Raw genomic sequence first — 21766 nt, 5'->3', positions numbered from 1 at the left:
ACAGTGTCAGTATTTGCTTCTTTTATGGCTAATATTACATGTAAAATACTATAAAGTTTCGTTATTATTTATTATCCAACTTATCTAATATTTTTTTGACTTTTTTGGAATAACTTTCTACAGTTTTTTGATTTTGAGATTCACTAAATGTAAGTAACTTCTTATTTTTCACAATCAACTTACCATTAATAATAACAGTATCAACATTCAAAGGGTATGCTGAGTAAACTAAGACAGAATATGGATCATATATAGGGTTCATATTTGCCGACTTTGTTTCAATTATAGCAATATCAGCTAGTTTACCTTTTTCTAAAGAACCCACTTTATCGTCCATATGAATAGCTTTAGCTCCTCCTATAGTTGCCATTTCAACTACATCTTTTGCAGGCATTATTGTTCTATCACTATGTTTTAGTTTTTGTAATGTAGTAACATAACTCATTTGATTAATAATATCCAAAGAGTTACTACTCATAGGTCCATCTGTACCTAGTCCTAGCTTAATATTTTCTTTATCCATCTCTAATACTGGAGCAATACCTTTTGCTGATTTTGAATTAGCTATTGGGTTATGTGACACTCCCACACCATTTTCTTTCATTATCTGAATATCTTTGTCTGTAACAAATATACAGTGTGCCGCAATAAGCCTATTTGACAGCAAGCCTATCGATTCTAAATACTCAACTGGAGTTTTATTATATTCTTTTTTATACTTTTCCAACTCCGCTTTGGTTTCTGATAGATGAATAGTAATAGGAACATCTTGCTGTTTTGATAGCTTTTCAACCTCTCTTAAGTGTTTAGTATCATTTGTATAAGGTGCGTGAGGTGCATAAGCAGGTGTTATTAAATGATCATTTTTGTACTTTGGTATTAAGAATTTATTTGCATACTCTATGCCACCATAAGGCTTTTTAGAGTCTGGTGTAGGGTTTCCCATAATAGTCTCACCCATTACTCCACGCATACCTATAGTTTTGACGGCTTTAGCAGCATAATCTTCAAAATAATACATATCAACCATCGTAGTAACCCCACCTTTAACCATTTCTATGGCAGAGTTTAAAGTTGCATCATATACTAATTTTGGAGTAACTAGCTTTGCCTCCAAAGGAAATAAATACTTTGTTAATCTATCAGCGACATCATCTCCTGCACTTCTAAATAGAGACATTCCAGCATGAGTATGAGCATTGATCATTCCAGGCATAACTATACCATTCTGAGCATCTATAGTTTGTTCAGCTTTATATTTATTGATTAAATTTTTATTGCCAACAGCTACTATTTTAGTACCTGAAATAACTACAACGCCATCATTTATGATTTTATAGTCCTTATCCATAGTCAGAATCAAACCATTTTTTATAATGATTGATGCTTTAACCTTTGCATCTGCAAAACATTTAAAAAAGCTAAGAATACAAATAGTAAATATCGTAATTTTTTTCATACTAACCCAAGTTAACTAGTTTTTAATTATTTATTTTCAATAAAGTGACTGCCTACACTCTGCTTTCTTAGTATTGCATTATCTATTGTTAGCTCAGCCAAAAGAATAAGTTTTTTCACTTTTTCAAGATTTAGGTCATATTTATCTGAAACAATTTCTGGTGGCAATGTTGCACAAATCTCACGGAGTTTTTCTTTAGCTTGTTTAAGCTTATTAGCATTTCTAACTAAACCTACATTATCCCACATTAACTGTTTTATAACAGCTGTATACTCTTTAACATCAATATCACTCTTAAAAGCTTTAAGAGCTTCTATATTACAATTTATATTTTGCTGATTTTTAACACAAATATCTTTAGCTGCAGATAATCCATAAACCAAGCATTCAAGTAAAGAGTTGCTCGCAAGTCTATTTGAGCCATGTAATCCTGTACAAGAAACCTCACCAACAGCATAAAGCCCCTCTACTTTAGTTTGAGACTTCAAATTTACTTTAATCCCACCACAACTATAGTGTGCAGCTGGTGATATAGGTATTGATTGATTCGTTGGATCAATTCCATTTTCTAATAACTTTTTATAAATAGATGGAAACTTATCTTGCCATTGAGAACCATTAAGATGTGTAGCATTTAAAAAGACATCATGGCCTCTTTGCATATTTGCATAAATTTGCCTTGCAACGATATCTCTAGGAGCTAAATCTTTTTGAGGATGAATTCCTCTCATTATCGCAAGACCACACTCTCGTTGTAATATTGCCCCACTACCCCTAACAGCTTCAGATATTAGCAAAGGTTCATGATTCTTATCAAAAAAACATGTAGGATGAAATTGCATAAATTCAAGGTTTTCTAGTTCACAACCTATATTGTATGCCATCACCATACCAGTTCCAGTACTTGGATTTGTTTTAGTTGCGTACTTATATATACCGGCTGCACCACCAGTAGCAAGTATTATATTACTGCTTTTAAATGCTATTATTTGATCGCTTTTATAAGTATATAACCCTACACATCTATCATTTTGATTATCTTTTATTAGTTTAAATACTTTACAACTATCATAGATATTGATGTTTTTATATTTATAAAGAGTCTTATATAAACTATCAATTATAGCTTTACCAGTATGATCTTTGATGTGCAATATTCGCTGTAATGAATGCCCACCCTCCAAGTGTAAACTATATTCACCTGTATCATCTTTATCAAAAACTACGCCGTTTTCTTCTAGCCAGTGTATTGCATTTGTAGAGTTTTCTACCACATGAGCAACACTACTAATATCAGCAATATTTGCACTAGCAACTAAAGTATCATTTATATGATTCTCAGGTGTGTCATTTACATTTATTTGTGCTGCAATACCCCCTTGAGCATAATAACTAGCAGATTGCTGATAATCTTCATCAGATATGAGAGCAACATCAAAATTATTTTTAGCAAGCTCAATAGCACTAACAACGCCAGCTAACCCACCACCTGCTATTACAACTTGATGTTCTTTTATTTCCATAAAACTTATATCGCAACCTGCATTGATAAATCTATAGCTTTAACACTTTTAGTTATAGCTCCAACAGATACAAAATCAACACCTGTTTTTGCAACATCTATAATTGTATTTTCATTAATATTTCCTGAAACTTCTAAAAGTAATTTACCTTTAGCTATTTTTACAGCTTCTAAAATATCTTGTATCGAGAAATTATCTAACATTACAATATCTGCTTTAGCTTCAATAGCTTGATTTAACTCATCAAGGTTTGTAACCTCAACTTCAACCATTTTATCTTTTGCTATTTCATTAGCTCTTGCTACAGCTTTAGATATACTCCCAGCTGAACGAATATGATTCTCTTTAATAAGAAAGGCATCAAACAGACCTACACGATGATTATACCCACCACCGCATTTAACAGCATATTTTTGAGCAAGTCTAAAACTAGGTATAGTTTTACGCGTATCAAGAAGTTTTGTCTTACTGTCAGCAATTAAGCTTACTAAATTATTAGTAGTAGTAGCTGTAGCTGATAAAGTTTGAATAAAATTAAGCATTATTCTCTCAGCAGTAAGTATAGATCTAGCATTACCTTCTAAACTAAAAATTTTTTGATTAGCTTTAACGCCATCACTATCTTTATAGTGCCAACTTATCTTGAGGTTATTATCTATTTGCTCAATAACTTCATTTGCAAAATCACAACCACATAGAATCATATCTTCTCGAGTTATGCAGTATGCAGTTGTGTCGACATCATCAACAAGTAAAGCTGTTATATCTTGACCATTTTCATCACCATAGACATCTTCTTTGATTGCTAGCTCAACAAGCTCTGAAATATAGGCTTTAGGTAGATTTGTAATTTGATTTTTATTTAACATTAGAAGTTTATCATCCTATTTAAAGGAATTAACGCCTTTTGTCGAATATCCTCTGAAACAAATATTTGATTATCTTGCTTAATTAAGCTCTCGCGTAAATTTTTAAGCTGGTTTAATTTCATCCATGGACATTTAGCACATGACTGACAAGTAGCTCCTCGCCCAGCAGTTGCAGCTGGAATAAATTCTTTCCTAGGAGATAATTGTTTCATTTTATAAAAAATACCAATATCAGTTGCTACGATAAATTTATCATTTGGCATTTTCTGACTTGCTTCAATAAGCTGAGATGTTGAGCCTACAGCATCTGCCCTTTTAATAACTTCTGCCGGTGACTCAGGATGCACTAAAACAGCAGCCTCTGGGTACTCTAGCATAAGGTCATCTAATGCCTGAGCTTTAAACTCTTCATGGACAATACAACTACCATTAAAAAGTAGCATATCTGCACCTGTTTGTTTCTTAATCCAATCACCAAGATACTTATCTGGACCCCAAATAATTTTTTTACCTTGTTTATGTAGGCTTAAACATATATCTAATGCATTTGAAGATGTAACTGTCCAATCTGCAAGAGCCTTTACCTCAGCAGAAGTGTTTACGTAGACAACAACTTCTCTATCAGGATATTGATCAATGAATTTTTTAAACTCATCATTATTACAACTTAAATCTAGTGAACATTCAGCAGATAGCGTAGGCATCAAAACAGTTTTTTCAGGACTTAAGATCTTAGCTGATTCGCCCATAAATCTTACCCCTGCTACTATTAAAGTATCACAAGGACTATTTAACCCAAACTTTGCCATTGCAAGAGAATCACCAATGAAACCACCTGTTTCTTCTGCTAATTGTTGGATTTCATCATCAACATAATAATGAGCAACTAAACACGCATTTTTTTCTTTAATCAATGCTTTTATCTCATCCATGTATGCTTGCTTTTCTTCTTTTTTAACACGTATATTAGGTAGTTCTTTCCTTGCTTGAGAAATTTTTTCTTTTATTAGGTTTTCATTTAACATTATTTATAGCTCGCATTTTCCAAGTATTTCATGATTTTATTGCAGTAGAAAAATATGCTGTTAACTCTTCAACAGCTTTATCAAAATCATCATTAATTAATTTATAGTCATAATCATCAGCATGAGAAATCTCATCTTTAGCTTGATTCATACGATAATTGATAGTTTCTATAGAATCAGTATCACGGTTTTCCAGTCTACTTCTAAGTTCATCTAACGAAGGGGGCAGTATAAATATACTTTTAGCTTTATCTTTATAGATAGCTCTAGTCTGTTGAGCTCCTTGCCAATCAATTTCTAAGATTATATTTTTGCCTAACTGTAGGAGCCTATCTACTTCTGCTTTTGAAGTACCATAATAGTTTCTAAAAACTTTTGCATATTCAACAAAACCATTCTCACCAAGTAGATCTTCAAAAACTTTAACTGTCGTGAAATAGTACTCTTTACCATGCTCTTCTCCAACCCTAGGATCACGAGTAGTATGTGAAGTTGCAACAGCAAAATTTTGTTTACCAATATCTGTATTTAGAAAAGCTTTTAAGAGAGAACTCTTTCCAGCCCCAGATGGCGCCGATACTATAAAAATATAGTTACTCATAAAAATCATATAAATGTATAGCTAGTTCGATACATTATACAGTTTTCATCATTAAATTAGAATATAAAAGAAATAATCTCTGCCATCTAAAGATAGAAGGCAAAGATACTAAATTTGAAAATTACTTTTCAGACATGTTTAGTTTCTTACCAGACACCCAAACATTTTTAAGATGGCTAACAGTTTTAGCTTCTAAGTTAGCTGGTAGATCGACATAAGTATGATCATTTTGTATAGAGATATTACAGATATGCTTACTATCAATACCACCCTCATTCGCAATAGCACCTACGATATTACGAGGAGCAACATCATTATCACGACCAACATCAAGTCTGTAGGTAGTTAAAGCAATATCAGGAGTTCTACGAGGAGCAGACCTTCTTTCACCGCCGCGATCATTACGATCAAAACGATTACCTCTGTCATTTCTATCAAAGCGACCGCCTCTATCGTTACGATCAAACCTACCACCACGATCATTTCTGTCATTACGACCACGATCTCTATCACGACTACGACCTTTTTCTTCACGAGCTTGTATTTCGCGAGGAAAGAATGATTTATTATCTTGAGCAAGCAAAGTAAGCACTGCTAATAAATCATCAGAGTCAAGTTCCATTTCATCACGCATTGCTGTAATGATTTCTTTATATTTATCTAAAGATTTATTTTTTTCTAAAGCAGATTCTACTCTTGTTTTAAAGCTAGCAATTCTACTTTCAGCTAAATCTTTTGCTGAAGGCATAAATACTTCTTGCATTTTTGAGCTAGTAAATCTTTCAACTATGCGTAAGAATCTCATATCTTTTAGTGGAACTAAAGATATTGATACACCTTCACGACCAGCACGACCAGTACGGCCAATTCTATGCACATAAGTATCTGCATCATTAGGAAGATCGTAGTTTACTACATGACTAATTCTTTCTAAATCAATTCCACGCGCAACTACATCTGTAGCTACAAGAATATTTGATTTACCAGTTTTGAACTGATCAATAATATATTCTCTTTGCGATTGTTGCATATCACCGTTTATAGCAGCAACTTTATAACCCATAACTTTTAGGCTATCAGCAACTTCTATAGTAGATGCTTTTGTTTTAACAAAAATAATAACACCATCTGTATCTTCAACCTCAAGTAATCTATCTAAAGCATCAGTTTTTCTAAAGCCTTTAACTACTATAAATTTTTGAGTTACAGTATTTGCTGTCTTTGTTTTTGCTTTTACTTGAATCTTACAAGGATCTCTAAGATATTCTTTGATAATATCAGCGATATCATTTGGAATAGTCGCTGAGAAAAGTAATCTTTGGCATTCATCAGCTACATGACTAAGAACATAGCGAACATCATCAATGAAACCCATTCTTAGCATTTCATCTGCTTCATCTAGTACCAAACATTTAAGGTTATCTAAACGCAAAGTACCTTTTCTTATATGATCCATTACACGACCAGTTGTACCAACGACAACATTTACGCCATTTTTAAGTGCTCTAATTTGTGAACCATATTCTTGGCCACCATAGATAGAAGTTACACTTAAACCTGGAATATTTTTTGCAAAAGCATCAAACTGCTCTGCTACTTGTATAGCCAACTCACGCGTCGGTGCTAATACTAAAATCTGAGGATCTCTATTTCTAGAATCAAGATCCATGTTATTAATTAGAGGTAATGCAAATGCTGCAGTTTTACCTGTACCCGTTTGTGCTTGACCAAGCACATCTCTACCCGATAAGATATATGGAATAGCATACTGTTGAATTGGTGTAGGATTTTCGTATCCTAGTTTAGTTACAGTATCTACAATATCTTGACTTAGCCCAAGCTGGCTAAAATCTTTTTTAGTTTCAGAAGTCATTTTTGTCCGTAAATTTATATTTGAAGTATTTTAAAATAATTTGAAAATTTTGAGAAATTTAAAATTATCCGCGAGATGTAATTTCTAATAGATGATAACCAAATTGAGTTTGTACTGGACCATGAACTTTGTGTAGTTCATCGTTAAACACTACTTTGTCAAATTCAGGAACCATTTGACCTTGCGAAAAAGATCCTAGATCACCGCCTCTAGCGCCTGATGGGCATAAAGAGTGCTTTTTAGCAGCTTCTTCAAAAGTTATTTTACCTTCAGATATATTATTTTTGATCTCGTTACACTCGTTTTCAGATTGTACAAGTAAATGTCTAGCAGAAGCTTTCATAATTATTGTTCCTTTAGTTTGAAATGTTACTATTGTAAATTACGAGACCAAGAATACATTATTTAAGAGAATTTTACAAGTTTAGTGTTGACCAAGATGTTTAAGTTTACTACCTGAAATAAGGTTATCTTCTATTTTCTCTAGACTTACGCCTTTGGTTTCAGGAACAAATAGTTTAAGAAATACTATCGCAATTATACAAAATATTGCATAACTCACAAACAGCATAGGTTTTCCCCAAACACCACTCCCCATAATCACATTAGAGTATGCAACTACTATCCATACAAATGTCCAGTTAACTATTGTTGTAATAGTCATACCTATTTCACGAACTTTTTGCGGGAAAATTTCCGAACATATAATCCAAGCAACAGGCCCCCATGAACAAGCAAACCCAAATATATAAACCAAGCATGAAATTAATAGTACATATTTTGGAATCTCAGAATGTATCCCAGCGATATCAATTACATAAAAACATATAGCTACAACTAATAATGCACTAGCCATTATCGTAGCACCAACAGTAAGTAGTTTTTTTCTTCCCCATTTCTCTACCCATCTGATTGCTGGAAAAGTAGATATAAAGTTAACAAAAAATACAGCTAAGCCTGCTAATATAATGTTTAAACCAGCACCTTGTAAGAAAGTTGGCGCATAATAAATCATTGCATTAATACCAACTAACTGTTGAAACATTTGAATAATTATACCAACAACAAGAATCTTCCAGAAATACGGTTTATTCAAAGTATTTTTTATAGGCTCGCCTTTTTGACTATTTTTATGTCTAATAATACTGAGTTCTGCTTCTATCTCGTCACTATTTCTTAATCTTGCCAGAACTTCTCTAGCCTGCTCTTCATCACCTTTCATCATCAGCCATCTAGGACTTTTCGGTAAAAAGAAACAGCCTATAGTCATCAATAAGGCAAATAATGTAATAACTGAAAACATCATAACTAAAGAGACTTCAGTATGACCTGCTAACTCAACGATTACAACATTAACCAAACATATAAGGAAGATACCGAATGTTATCATTAATTGGAATAATGATGACATAGCCCCTCTTATTTCAGTTGGGGCTGTTTCTGCTAAATATAAAGGTGTCGCAAAAGATGCTAAACCAACACCAAATCCCAACAAAAATCTACAAGCTGTCAGTATGCCTAATGGAGGTAAAACAGAAGAGATTAAAGCTCCTAATAAAAATGAGAATCCTGCGATAATTAAAGTATTTTTACGACCCACAAACCTTGTAAAAAAACCACTACATATAGTTCCGAATATACCTCCATAAGCAAGTATTGCATTAAATTTGCCTTCACTAATGCTTCCTGGAACCATCCCATATACATGATCTAATGTAGTTCCCGCGTTCGCAATAAAACCTTGATCTAGACCAAAGAGTAATCCTCCTAAGGCTGCAATTATAGCTATTAAAAAGACTATTCTTCTATACTCACTTTTAGCACTCATTCTTTTTTCCTTACTTTTATAGTTTAAATTATTAACGCCCAATTCTAGCTAAAGATTTCCCATTTCTAAGGTTGTTTTCTATCTCCTCAAGGGATACGCCTTTTGTTTCAGGTACGAAAAACTTAACAAAAAATATACATACTATACAAGTTATAGCAAAGCCAAAGAAAGTACTGCCAGGGTAGAAGGTTAACCATGTTAGAGCAAAATTACCTATAATAGCATTACAAATCCAATTACTCATTGTTGATGCTGTAATACCTAAATCTCTACCCTCTATTGGCTGAATTTCAGAACATAAAATCCAAATAACAGGCCCCATAGCTATAGCAAAACCAAAAATAAACAGTAAACAAAAAATCAAAGAAACCCACTGCAATGTTTGAGATAAGACCATAGCTTGATCATATACAAAGTGAGTTTTAAAAATAGTTCCAACGACTAAACATGACAGTATCAACAATGTCAGTCCAAAATATAAGATAGGTTTTCTACCAAACCTATCAACATATTTAATTGCTATAAATGTCGTAAGCATGTTTAAAAGACCTATAACAATAGTAGAAGTTGCTGGATTAGTAAACCCTGCCATTTTGAATATATCTGTCGAATAATACATAAAAGCATTCATACCAGTAAACTGTTGAAAAGCTTGTAATGCCATACCCAATAATAGAACTTTTATAAAGAATGGTTTTCTAAGCATTGCAAAAGGGCTCACTCCCTTATGTGTAGTTTGCTTAATTTCATCAAATTCTTTTAAAGCCTCAACATCTGTAGTTCTTATTTTCTTTAATACTACTTTTGACTCCTCATCTTCACCTACTAAAACCAACCACCTTGGACTTCTAGGTAGAGTTAGACATCCGAAAAACATAACAACTGAAGGCACTGCTAAAACTGTTAGCATAATTCTCCAAGAACCAGTACTCTCGAGAGCAGAATTAGTTAAAAAGACTAAAAATAAACCTATAGTAACCATTAACTGATAAAGAGCTATAAGAGCACCTCTATATTTTTTAGGAGCTATCTCAGACAAATATAAAGGAGCAATAAACGAAGCAATACCAACGGCTATACCTAACACAAATCTCGATAAAATAAAGATTTCATAAGTTGGTGAAATTATTCCAACAATAGTAAAAACTGAGAATATTGCTGCTGCTATTAATAATACTTTTCTGCGCCCAAACTTTTTAGATAAAAATCCACTGAATAAGGCTCCAGCTGCGGCTCCAATCAATAAAACACTTGAAACATGTCCTCTTTGAGATATATCAAGATTAAATGTCTCAGCTATGAAGTGCAAAGACCCATTAACATAACCAATATCCATACCAAAAAGTAATCCGGCTAAAGCAGCTATTAACGCCACTCTAATAACAACAAAGTTCATTTCCCCAGACTTCATATATAATTACTCCTCGACACTAGTAATTTAAAAAACATACTAGCTCATGATATACTAACTTTAAATCATAAAACAACAGATTTTATTATCTCTCATGAATATTTCACATAAATTAGAAAACATCAAACTTTCTCATCGCCGTAAAAACATCCTCACAAATGAATGGATTTTAGTATCACCACATCGTTTAAATAGACCATGGCAAGGCCAGTCTGAAGATGTAATAAAGGATACTCGCCCGGAATATGATGAGAGTTGTTATCTTTGCCCGACAAATACGCGAGCTAATGGTGAAAAAAATGCAGATTTCAAAGATACTTTTATTTTTGAAAATGACTTTTCAGCACTATCAAAAGAAAAGCTTGATTCCAATTTAGAAATAAATGATGACCTTTTCCAGGTAAGTGGTGCAAATGGTGTTGCAAAAGTTTTATGCTTTTCAGAGAAACACAATCTTACAATGGCTTCGATGCAAGAGAAAGACATTACAAAAGTTGTAAAGCTTTGGGGCAAAGAAGTTGCTAAACTTAGTAAAACATATGAATGGGTGCAAGTTTTTGAAAATAAAGGTGCTATTATGGGATGCTCAAACCCTCACCCACATGGGCAAATTTGGGGTTGTGATTTTTTACCCACAGAGGCTTTAAAAATTAAAGCATCACAGCAAGCATATTTTGAAAAAAACAACTCAAATATGTTGCTTGACTACGCTCAAAGAGAAATGCAAGAAAATGAACGAATTGTTTACCAAAATGATGATTGGCTAGTTGTAGTACCCTTTTGGGCAACATGGCCTTATGAAACATTAATATTGCCTAAGTTTCACTGCTCACACTTAAATCATTTAAATGAAGTTCAACAACAGAGTTTATCAAATGCATTAAAATCCATTCTTGTTAAGTACGATTCTTTATTTAACACTTCATTCCCATACTCAATGGGTTGGCATGGTTCTGTCAATGCGCTAGAATGTGATTACTGGCAACTTCATGCTCATTTCTATCCCCCTCTACTTCGCTCTGCTAGTGTTAAAAAATTTATGGTTGGATTTGAAATGCTTGCAGAATCTCAACGCGACATCACACCTGAATTGGCAGCAAAAGTTTTACGAGAGCTATAATCATGGACAATACTACAAATAACATAATCAACAATCTTCACAATGATTTTAGAGAGCTATATGAGAAAGAACCTTCTATTTACTATTCACCGGGAAGAGTAAACCTTATAGGTGAGCATACAGATTATAATTGTGGCTTTGTAATGCCATTTGCAATAAATATGGGTACATATATAGCTATCGCAAAAAGAGATGATGACTTAGTCCGTGTATATAGTAAAAACCTTAATGAAAAAAAATCGTTCATCTTGGAAGAGGTCCAAGAAAAAATAATCAATTCTTGGGACAACTATATAAAAGGCGTTTTTAATATCATAGCTAAAGACTACGGTAAAAAAATTCAAGGTGTTGATATTTATATTTATAGTGATTTACCATTTGGTGCTGGTTTATCTTCATCAGCTTCATTAGCCACTGCACTAGCTTTTGCTTATAATAATTTATTAAACTTAGGTTTAAAAGATATAGAGCTTGCAACAGCAGCTCAACAGGTAGAGCATCGTTATATAGGTACAAATTGTGGCTTACTTGATCAAATGGCTTGTATTCTTTCTAAAGAAGATATGACTACGATGATAGATTGTAATACATACGAACATAAGAATATTCCTCTTAATTTAGAAGAATTAACATTACTAATTGTTGATACAAATATAAAGCACAACTTAGCAGAATCAGCTTATAATGATCGCCGTAAAACTTGTGAAAATATAGCTAGATTTAATAACATCAAATCGCTTAGAGAGTTAAATATTGAAAACCTTACAGTAACAAAAGAAAGCTTCAGTAAAGATGACTATAGTTTAGCTAAGCATATCTATACTGAAAACCAACGAGTTTTAGATGCTGCAAAAGCTATGAAAGACAAAAACTGGAAAAAGCTTGGTGAACTAATGTATCAGTCTCACTATTCATTAAAAGATGATTATAAAGTCAGTTGCAATGAGCTTGACTACTTAGTTGTGTTATCTGAAAGTTTTGATGGTGTTCATGGTGCTAGAATGACTGGCGGTGGTTTTGGTGGTTCTACAATTCATCTTGTTCCAAAGAAGGTTGTTGAAGAATATAAAGCATATTTAGAAAAAAACTATTATGATAGATTTAAAATAAAACCTTTATTTTATATGTCTAAAGCTTGTAATGGAACTCATAAGATCTAGTACAACCTATAATTGGTATAAATTCCTAATCCTCAACACAATCTAATAATAAATCTACAAAAGAAACATATTTTAACTTACCATGATGGCTTAAACCTATTTGGCAAGACCTATTGAAACTCACTCCTATATCACAGTCTTTAATCTGAGACTGCAATCCCGATAAACTACTAGCATTTAACTCCGGTACACTAAAGCCTTTATCACCAGCAAAACCACAACAATATATCATTTCAGGAGTTACAACTTCATTTGCACACTTATTTAAAGCATCAATATATTTTTGATCGATATTTTGCTTCCTAGTTGAACAGTCAATATGCAAAGCGATACTTTTATACTTTTGCCTAATGTTTAAAGTATCAAGGTTTTCTAAAATCAAACTATTTATATCGACTATTTCCACACCATTATGTTTAGCAAAATTTGAGCATGAGCTATTATCAAGAACAGCCACATCATACTGAGTATAGTCAATTTCTTGTAAATCCTTTTCAATCACTTTCTCTTGAGTAACATTTCTCATTGAATTATACATTTGACCACAACATTTACTATTTACATCTGTAGGATACTCAACATCATAGCCTAACTTTTCAAGAATTAGCTGACTTGGGTATTTCATTGAATCATTAGCTGATGAGAAAATCCTATTTGGGCAAGCTGGTAAAAGCAGTGCTTTTTTAACTTTTGATTTATTTGAAATAGACGGATTAGTATTTGCAAAAATATCACTTTGAGCTTTTGGCATAGTGTCTAGGTAAATAGGGATAGCCTTAAATTTACTATGTACAGCTTTTGTAATATTTTGCAGATTTTCTTTGCCAACTACTTTTGCAGCAACATTACCCATTTGAACTTTAAGTTTAGCTGCTGAAATTTCTTTAGCATGATTTACAGACTTATTTGCTTCTGCTTTTTGGCTCAAAATAAAACTACCAGTATCAATATCTACTGGGCACCGTGTTTTACAAAGACTCGTAGTAGCACAGGTTTTTATACCATAATACTCAAAATCTTGTTGCCATTTTTCTTTTTCTGCTCCCTTGAGAGTATTTATCTTACGAGCAACAGTATTTCTCTGTCTTGGAGTTAGACTAAGACTGCGTGATGGGCAAACGGGTTCACAAAAGCCACACTCCATACACTTATCAATTTGCTCATCTACATTATTAAGTTCTTTAAGATTTTTTGTGTGCAGATTTTTATCTTTGGTGATTTTCACATCAGGATTTAAAATATGCTTAGGATCAAAAAGACTTTTAATCTGCCACATTATATCCCAACATTTCTCACCCCACTCTACTATTGCAAATGGTGAAATGTTTCTTCCACTACCATGCTCTGCTTTAAGCGAACCATTATATTTACCAGCAACAACATCTGTAAGCTCTTTCATGAAATTATCATAATTTATAAGCTCATCTTTATTGTTGAAATTTGGAGTAAGTACAAAATGAATATTACCTGCTAAAACATGCCCAAATATAGCAGCATTATTATAGCTATATTTCACAAACATCTTTTTTAGATCTACTATCAAAGCTGGTAAATCTAAAATATTTACAGCAATATCTTCGATTAAAACAGTCGTACCATCAGGTCTTGCTCCAGCAATAGTTGGTAGCACACCATTTCTAGTTTTCCAAAGAGTTTGCATTTGTACTTCATCAGTTTTAAAACCTACTTGATGGGTAATCTCTGCACCATCTATAATACTCTCTACAGTCTTTAATTTTTGTTGAAGCTTTTGTTGGTTTTCCTCGGCTAATTCTACCATTATAGCTGCAGTATTTTGATCAACTAATGGGATTAAAAATGATTTTAAATCAGTTTGGCTTTCTACAGATTTAAGTGATTGATAATCTAACAACTCAACAGATGAAACATTTGACTGCTCAAGTTTAGTCGTAAGTGCCACGAGATCATCTAGTTTTCCATAGATTAAATTTAAAGCTCTACTTTCATAATCTGGAACAGTGTTTAAAGTAACTTCACTTACAAAGCCTAAAGTACCTTCTGAACCAACTATAAGTCTTTCAATTATTTTAATAGGATCTTCAAAATCTAAAAATGCATTTAAGCTATAACCACTTGTATTTTTTATAGCAAATTTTTTCCGAATAAAACCTTCAAGTTCTTTATCTTGTTTTATAGTATTACGAATAGTTACTAGCTCTGTAATAAAATCATTTTTTGAATTTAGAAAGCTCTTTACACTATTTTCATCTTTAGTGTCTAACACCTCTCCATCTGCAAAAATAACTTTTAACGAATCAATTGTTGCATAGGAGTTTCTTGCTGTACCACAACACATACCACTTGAGTTATTAGCTATAATCCCACCAATTTTAGCAGAATTAATTGATCCAGGATCTGGACCTATTTTCTTTTTATGTATTTTAAGATATTTATTAGCTTGAGCTCCGATTATACTCGGTTGTAGTTTTATAAGTGTACCATCAGTACTTACTTCATAATTAAGCCAACTATCTGCCGCCAGTATTACAAGTACTTCATCTGTCACCGCCTGTCCTGATAAGCTAGTTCCAGCAGTTCTAAATGTAAGCTTGATTTGCTCTGAATTTGCAAGCTTTAATAGTTGTTTGACCTCTTCATCCGTGCGTACAATTAAAACTAGTTTTGGTACCATTCGGTATGGACTAGCATCTGTAGAATATGCATAGCGGAGAAGTTCATTTTCTATTATTTGTGATGAATTAATATATTTTGATATATTAGATTTAAAGTTTTTTAGCATGAAGAAAGTAGTCAAAAATATTTACTTCTTAGATTATACAAAATAAGTGTGATTATTAGAAGTTACCTTATAATCTTTGATTTTTTTATTTTATGATAAAAACACTCTATGGTTCAAACAATATAGCTCGTATGTTATGATAATTGATTAGTAAAAATAACAGTTAAACTATAAAAAATGACGATACTTGAAAGAATATCCCGAACTGGGTATTGGAGTGACTTTTATATTTACCCTTTATTTATACTTTTATTTATAGCTATAGGAATAAAGTATATATCAATAAATACATTTATAATTCCCTTACTCTACATATTTGGAGTTATCCTTTGGTCTTTCATTGAGTACATAGTGCATCGCTTTCTATTTCATCGCTTTGCTTTTCTCAAAAAACTCCATGATGCTCATCATAATAAACCTACTGAATTAATAGGTACTCCAACCTATATGTCTTTGCCCATTTATACAATAATGATGTTTCTACCTCTATATTTGTTCTTTGGGCTAGGTATTTCATCTGTAATTTATAGTGGTATTTTAACAGGTGCCTTTCTATATTTTTTCATTCATCATAGCACTCATCACATTAAATCTAGGAAAGGTGCTCTACTTTTTTACTTTAAGAAACACCACTCTTTGCACCATCTAGATTCAACACAAAACTATAGCGTTACTCTACCTATATGGGATAGAATTTTTAGAACTAAAAAATAAGTAACTTTCTATATATAACGGCTTATAAAAACATCTGGCCATCAGCCTATAAATTTACTAAGGTGAATTTTCCTAGCTAAAAGTCTTATTTCTTCAGTATTCTTAAAGTTTGATTTATATAACCAAGTTTTAATTTTTTTATTGCTTCCTTGTTGTAGCAGAAAAACATATATCCAATTATTTATGATGATACTTCTTTTTATATCCCAAAAATCACTTTGCTTATTATCAATACATATACTGATAGTGTTTGGATATTCATCATCTATGATAATTGCAGTGATATTTTTACTAGCTGACCCTATAGTTTCAAAAAATGTAGATAACCCGATTAATATACTACCTAATATTAGCATCGGATAATTTCCTCTGAAATATACACCCAGAACAAATGCTGTAAAAACTAGCATGAGCAAATAGACAACCTTACGATAACTATGATTTGTATTTAGGTATATAGTATTCATCAGAATTTACATTAAATCATAACCTAAAGATCTTAACGCCCTATCATCATCAGACCAACCACTTTTAACTTTTACAAAAGTTTTCAGGTTTACTTTCATTTCTAGCATTCTTTCAATATCAACTCGTGAGTCCATACCTATTTTTTTAAGTTTAGACCCTTTTGCACCGATAACAATACCTTTTTGGCTATCTCTCTCAACTAAAATACTTGCATAGATATCTACTATTTTTTTCTCTTCATCAACTTTATAACTATCAATCTCAACTGCTATTTGATACGGTACTTCACTACCTATAGTTCGCATGATTTTTTCACGAATTATTTCAGCAACCATAAACTTCATACTTCTATCTGTAACTTGGTCCTCTTCAAAAAAGAAATACTCACTTTCAGGTAGAAGTTTTTCTATGCGCGATTCTAGCTCATTTACATTATGACCTTGCTTTGCTGATACATAAATTACATCATAGAAATTCACTTTATCCTTGATAGAGTTTATAAATACAGAAGCCTGCATAGACTTTTGTTTATCAACTTTATTTACCACCAAAAATATTGGGATTTTAGAGTCTTTAATTTTACTGACAATATTATCTTCAAGCTCAGTCCACTTATCCATCTCAACTACAAATAAAATAACATCAACATCACGAATCATCGTAGTTGCTGCTTTGTTCATAAATTTATTGATAGCTTTTGGCTCTTTAGTATGAATACCTGGAGTATCAACATAAATAAACTGTGTATCACCTAAAGTCTTAACACCTGTTATCTGATGTCTTGTTGTTTGAGGTTTACGAGAAGTAATACTCACCTTAAACTTTAAAATATTATTTAAGAGAGTTGATTTACCTACATTAGGTCGACCAATAATTGAAATATAACCACATCTTTTCATGTAAGAATAAAAAATATTAGAAAATAATAAAGATTGTAACAGTAATTACTTAGCGTGTCGATTGATGAATTTAGCTAATCTATCCATTGCTTTTTCAAGTTCAACCATTTCATTAGCACAACTAATCCTAGCAAACCCACTTGAGCCAAATGCGACACCTGGCATCATAGCTACAAACTCCTCTTTTAATAAGGCGCTACAAAACTCTGTATCACTTTCAAAACCAGTATTTTCAATTAATTTCCTTAAATCAGGAAAAAGATAAAAAGTTCCATGAGCACTTTTTACATCAATATAAGGCATAGATCTTAAACAACTTGTTACAAACTCTGCTTTTTCTTGATAAGACTCTGCAAAATAAAGCAAATCTTGAGCAGGCATATTCATCGCAGTTATAGCTGCATACTGAGAAATAGAGCAAGCACAGGTAACAGATTGCGACTGAAATTTTTTCATAGCATTATTGAGTAGCTTTGGTGCAATAGTAAAACCAACTCTCCAACCTGTCATAGCAAAATTCTTAGAAACTCCGCTAGCAACCACATACCTATCAGCTAAATCAGGAGCTACTTCTGTAAGCAATGTAATTTTATGATCGAAAAATAATTGATCGTAAATATCATCACCTATTATCCAAATATTAGGATACTTTCTTAATAGATTAGCTAAATCTTCTATACATTTTTTTGAATAAATAAGTCCTGTTGGATTGTTAGGGTTATTTATAATTATAGCTTTTGTTTTATTTGTAATATGCTTTTCAAGATCAGCAATATCTATTTCAAAACCATTTTCAAATTTAGTTTCTACAACTACTGGTTTTGCACCTGTAAGAGAAACCATTGCTGGATATGATACCCAATATGGTGTAAAAAATATTGCTTCATCGCCCTCTTCAAGAATACAATTGAAAATATTATGTAAGCTATGCTTAGCACCAGACGTTACACAGACCTGGTCTGCAGCAAAATTTACTCCGTACTCTCTTTTATAGCGAGTAACTATAGCTTCTCTAAGTTCTTTCAAACCATCAACATTTGTATACTTCGTGATATTAGAATTTATAGCTTCTATACCTGCCTCTTTTACAACATCTGGCGTACTAAAGCCAGGTTCTCCAACCGCTAATGATACTACATCATTACCATCATCTTTTATCTGTTTAGCTAACGCTGCCATTGCATTTGTCGCTGAAGGAGCTACATTTTGAATTTTTTTATTTAAAGAAGCCATGTTATATACCCTTAATCAAATTAACTTTTAAAATTTTAACATAATCACATATTAAATTTTAATTTTATACACCTTTCTTTTTCCAATGACTAGTCCCTCTCAAATATACTGGATAAGTCTCATGAGTAAGTTTTCCGGATGTTTTTTGAGTATTGTATAAAGTTTCTACGTAATTGATTATATTTATTACATCAAGTTTAAAATCTGTCAAATCAGGGATTAGTTCAACTTGTGAAATAGCATCTCCAACCAAATAATAACTTTGATACAATTCAGAAGTCCACTCTTCAAGTTTATAAACATTTTCAGATAATATACTATCACTAGCCTTATCGTATAAACCTAGATAAAAATCACCCATTTTTGCATCAAGGACTACCGCGACTTTATCAGCATTTATAAGATTGCTTTTTGCGATTGCAAACATACTTGAAAACCCAACTATTGGAATATCACAACTGACAGCAAAAGCTTGTGCCACAGATGCTGCTAATCGCACACCTACAAAACTACCAGGGCCAACACCGTAAGCTATAAAGTCTAACGCTTTTTTATCAAGCTCCGCTTTAGCAAATAAATCCTCTATCATCTGTAATAAGTATTTATTATGCTGGCGTGGAATATAGCGTGTATCAGAGTAAACTTGACCATCTACACTAAGCGCAACTGAGCAATAGCTAGTTGATGTATCTAATACTAAAAATTTCATCTAACTTATTACCTGCCTTATCTGATAATTTTTATCTAAAACCACAAATTCGGCATCAAAGCCCTGCTTGATCTGCCCTTTGTTTAATCCTAATGATTTTGCCTGGTTTGTACTAGTCATTTTGACTGCCTGATGTAGACTACAATCTGAGAATTTCATTATATTTTCTAATGCTTTATTCATGGTAAGTACACTACCTGCCAGTACTCCATTTTCTAAACGAGCTTCACCATTTTTTACTATAACCTTTTGACCTCCTAGGTCAAATATGCCCTCGCCTGCTCCTTGAGCCGACATTGCATCTGTGACTAAAGCAATATTATCACTACCTTTTATCTCATGCGTAAATTTAACCATATCTGGATGCAAATGAATCCCATCAACAATAAGCTCAGCCAATACTTTTTTAGACATTAAAAGTGCATTAGCAGCACCTGGGTTACGATGCTCAATAGGAGTCATTGCGTTAAAAAGGTGTGTTGCATGACTACAGCCTTGTTCTATAGCATTTAAGGCTTGTGCCATCGTGCAACTGGTATGACCAATTGAGCTGATTATATTTTGTGAATTACAATACGCTATAACTTTATCAGCATTATCAATTTCCGGCGCTATAGTTATTTTTTTAATCAGATTATTTGATTCATTATGCCAATTAGTTAACTTTTCAACATCAGCACCTTGTAAGTAGTTTGGGTTTTGAGCACCTATTTTACCAGGAGAAATAAATGGTCCTTCTAAATGAATTCCTATTATCCTTGCTCTATCACTTTGTTGCATAGCTGTATATTTGGCAACTGCTTGCATAGATTTAAGTATAGCTTCATTAGTAGCTGTCATCGTAGTAGCAAGATAGCTTGTTACACCATGAGAATATATTGACTTAGAAATCACATCCAAAGCATCTACATCACCATCCATTACATCAGCACCTTGAGAACCATGTATATGTATATCTATAAACCCAGGTATTACGAAATCATCACTATCCAAATTTATAACGGGAAGATTATATTTGGCAGTATCAATGTCTACATCAATCTCTTTTATTATGTTGTTTTCAACAACAATATCTTCATATTGAAAATCATCTTGGCAATATATTTTTGCACCTTTTAGAATATAACTTTGCATAAAAAATACTTCATAGGTAAAATCTTATCTCATAATAACTAAATTTAAGTTTTTTATCTACCATGCTACATTGGTTTCCTGGGCATATGCACAAAGCTACGAAAGAATTTCGTAAAAAAATGCCATCTATAGATATTGCTATTGAAATTGTTGATTCTCGAATACCTGACTCAAGTAGTAACCATGTATTAGAGGCAATAGTTGGTGATAAGCCAATAATTAAAATACTCTCAAAAGCGGACCTTGCTGATCCTAACACCACAAAGCAATGGCTCGAGCATTTTAAGGGTAGTGCTATTGCAGTAGATACACTTCGAGATAAAACTCTTACTAAAAAAATCATTGCTCTTGCTAAAAAGAAACTCCCACATAGAGGTACTGTTTTAAAACCTATTCGTGCGATTATATTTGGCTTACCTAATGTCGGAAAATCTACAATGATAAATAAACTTGCTGGACGCAAAGTGGCAAAAACTGGCAATGAGCCTGCTGTAACAAAGCTTCAACAACGCATAGATATTGAAAAAGGTTTTACAATATATGATACGCCTGGAATAATGTTTCCAAGCCCTAAAAGTGAAGCAAGTGGATTTAGAATAGCCTGTATAGGATCTATACGTGATACTGCGATGGATTACGAAGGTACAGCTGAATATTTGATTGATTTTTTACTTATAAATAAACAACGTAGTTCATTTATAAAAAGATACGGACTTGATGACTCTAAAGTTACTAATCAGCTTCCTCAAGAGATAGTCAAAGATATTGCTGGTATGAAAACCAAACATAAAGTAGTGCATGCTTGTCAAAATATTGTTCATGATTTTAGAGCCGGACAGTTTGGAAAAGTATCACTTGAAGACCCTAAAACTATCGAGAAAGAGAAATTAGCATTTATAAATGAAGATATTTCAGTAAAAAATATCGATAATGCTTAAATGTACTTTAAAGCTAATATATAATAAAATCAGTATTTTAT

At 32.6% G+C, this 21766-nt stretch carries 19 protein-coding genes; 4 read left to right on the top strand and 15 right to left on the bottom strand.

Annotated features, from left to right (window positions below):
* Nucleotides 1–64 precede the first annotated feature (64 nt).
* The 9 genes from CDH04_RS04715 to CDH04_RS04675 form a co-directional block, all read right to left on the bottom strand.
* Complete coding sequence (locus CDH04_RS04715; RefSeq protein ID WP_112869928.1) at nt 65–1459, bottom strand: amidohydrolase; 1395 nt, start codon at nt 1457–1459, stop codon at nt 65–67.
* Between the two features lie 26 nt (nt 1460–1485).
* Nucleotides 1486–2982: an L-aspartate oxidase gene (gene nadB, locus CDH04_RS04710; protein WP_112869927.1), complete on the bottom strand. Its 1497-nt coding sequence runs from the start codon at nt 2980–2982 to the stop codon at nt 1486–1488.
* Between the two features lie 5 nt (nt 2983–2987).
* The gene (nadC, locus tag CDH04_RS04705) at nt 2988–3851 is read right to left on the bottom strand and encodes a carboxylating nicotinate-nucleotide diphosphorylase (protein ID WP_112869926.1); all 864 of its coding nucleotides are present in this window, start codon (nt 3849–3851) and stop codon (nt 2988–2990) included.
* A complete protein-coding gene (gene nadA, locus CDH04_RS04700; protein ID WP_112869925.1) occupies nt 3851–4876 on the bottom strand; it encodes a quinolinate synthase NadA in 1026 nt (341 codons plus the stop codon). The genes nadC and nadA overlap by 1 nt, the downstream gene beginning before the upstream one ends.
* Nucleotides 4877–4904: 28 nt before the next feature.
* Nucleotides 4905–5477, bottom strand: a complete 573-nt coding sequence (gmk, locus tag CDH04_RS04695; RefSeq protein ID WP_112870899.1) for a guanylate kinase — start codon at nt 5475–5477, stop codon at nt 4905–4907.
* Nucleotides 5478–5598: 121 nt separating this feature from the next.
* A complete protein-coding gene (locus CDH04_RS04690) occupies nt 5599–7350 on the bottom strand; it encodes a DEAD/DEAH box helicase (RefSeq protein WP_112869924.1) in 1752 nt (583 codons plus the stop codon).
* Between the two features lie 64 nt (nt 7351–7414).
* On the bottom strand, nt 7415–7693 hold the full coding sequence (locus tag CDH04_RS04685) for a peptidylprolyl isomerase (RefSeq protein ID WP_112869923.1): 279 nt from the start codon (nt 7691–7693) through the stop codon (nt 7415–7417).
* An 81-nt stretch (nt 7694–7774) separates the two neighbouring features.
* The gene (locus CDH04_RS04680) at nt 7775–9178 is read right to left on the bottom strand and encodes a sugar porter family MFS transporter (protein ID WP_112869922.1); all 1404 of its coding nucleotides are present in this window, start codon (nt 9176–9178) and stop codon (nt 7775–7777) included.
* 31 nt (nt 9179–9209) lie between these two features.
* Complete coding sequence (locus CDH04_RS04675) at nt 9210–10589, bottom strand: sugar porter family MFS transporter (protein ID WP_112869921.1); 1380 nt, start codon at nt 10587–10589, stop codon at nt 9210–9212.
* A 94-nt stretch (nt 10590–10683) separates the two neighbouring features.
* Between CDH04_RS04675 and CDH04_RS04670 the strand changes: the two genes are divergently transcribed.
* Together CDH04_RS04670 and CDH04_RS04665 are read left to right on the top strand one after the other, a co-directional pair.
* Nucleotides 10684–11709, top strand: coding sequence for a UDP-glucose--hexose-1-phosphate uridylyltransferase (locus CDH04_RS04670; RefSeq protein ID WP_112869920.1), 1026 nt, complete (start codon nt 10684–10686; stop codon nt 11707–11709).
* 2 nt (nt 11710–11711) lie between these two features.
* Nucleotides 11712–12869, top strand: coding sequence for a galactokinase (locus tag CDH04_RS04665; RefSeq protein WP_234393415.1), 1158 nt, complete (start codon nt 11712–11714; stop codon nt 12867–12869).
* A 25-nt stretch (nt 12870–12894) separates the two neighbouring features.
* Here the strand turns inward: CDH04_RS04665 and CDH04_RS04660 are convergent, their stop codons facing one another.
* The gene (locus CDH04_RS04660; protein ID WP_234393414.1) at nt 12895–15645 is read right to left on the bottom strand and encodes an FAD-binding and (Fe-S)-binding domain-containing protein; all 2751 of its coding nucleotides are present in this window, start codon (nt 15643–15645) and stop codon (nt 12895–12897) included.
* 162 nt (nt 15646–15807) lie between these two features.
* On the opposite strand from CDH04_RS04660, the gene CDH04_RS10125 reads away from it, so the two are divergent.
* Nucleotides 15808–16344 carry a sterol desaturase family protein gene (locus tag CDH04_RS10125; RefSeq protein WP_112869917.1) on the top strand — a complete coding sequence of 179 codons (537 nt, stop codon included), beginning with the start codon at nt 15808–15810 and terminating at the stop codon, nt 16342–16344.
* Nucleotides 16345–16385: 41 nt separating this feature from the next.
* On the opposite strand, the gene CDH04_RS04650 is transcribed toward CDH04_RS10125, so the two are convergent.
* The 5 genes from CDH04_RS04650 to nagA all read right to left on the bottom strand — a co-directional run bounded on the left by CDH04_RS04650 (nt 16386) and on the right by nagA (nt 20787).
* On the bottom strand, nt 16386–16811 hold the full coding sequence (locus CDH04_RS04650) for a hypothetical protein (protein ID WP_234393413.1): 426 nt from the start codon (nt 16809–16811) through the stop codon (nt 16386–16388).
* Nucleotides 16812–16817: 6 nt separating this feature from the next.
* Entirely contained in the window at nt 16818–17711 is an 894-nt protein-coding gene (gene era / locus CDH04_RS04645) for a GTPase Era (RefSeq protein WP_112869915.1), read from the bottom strand.
* Nucleotides 17712–17756: 45 nt separating this feature from the next.
* The gene (locus CDH04_RS04640; RefSeq protein ID WP_112869914.1) at nt 17757–18944 is read right to left on the bottom strand and encodes a pyridoxal phosphate-dependent aminotransferase; all 1188 of its coding nucleotides are present in this window, start codon (nt 18942–18944) and stop codon (nt 17757–17759) included.
* 64 nt (nt 18945–19008) lie between these two features.
* Nucleotides 19009–19653 (bottom strand): tRNA (adenosine(37)-N6)-threonylcarbamoyltransferase complex dimerization subunit type 1 TsaB, encoded by a 645-nt coding sequence (gene tsaB, locus CDH04_RS04635; RefSeq protein ID WP_112869913.1) that lies wholly within the window; start codon nt 19651–19653, stop codon nt 19009–19011.
* Nucleotides 19654–20787, bottom strand: a complete 1134-nt coding sequence (gene nagA, locus CDH04_RS04630) for an N-acetylglucosamine-6-phosphate deacetylase (protein ID WP_112869912.1) — start codon at nt 20785–20787, stop codon at nt 19654–19656.
* Nucleotides 20788–20849: 62 nt separating this feature from the next.
* Between nagA and ylqF the strand changes: the two genes are divergently transcribed.
* Nucleotides 20850–21725, top strand: coding sequence for a ribosome biogenesis GTPase YlqF (gene ylqF, locus CDH04_RS04625; RefSeq protein ID WP_112869911.1), 876 nt, complete (start codon nt 20850–20852; stop codon nt 21723–21725).
* Nucleotides 21726–21766: the final 41 nt, after the last annotated feature.

It is taken from the genome of Francisella adeliensis (genome assembly GCF_003290445.1).
GTDB lineage: Bacteria > Pseudomonadota > Gammaproteobacteria > Francisellales > Francisellaceae > Francisella > Francisella adeliensis.
The sequence above is the reverse complement of the archived record's forward strand: the minus strand, read 5'-3'. Positions and strand labels throughout refer to the sequence as shown.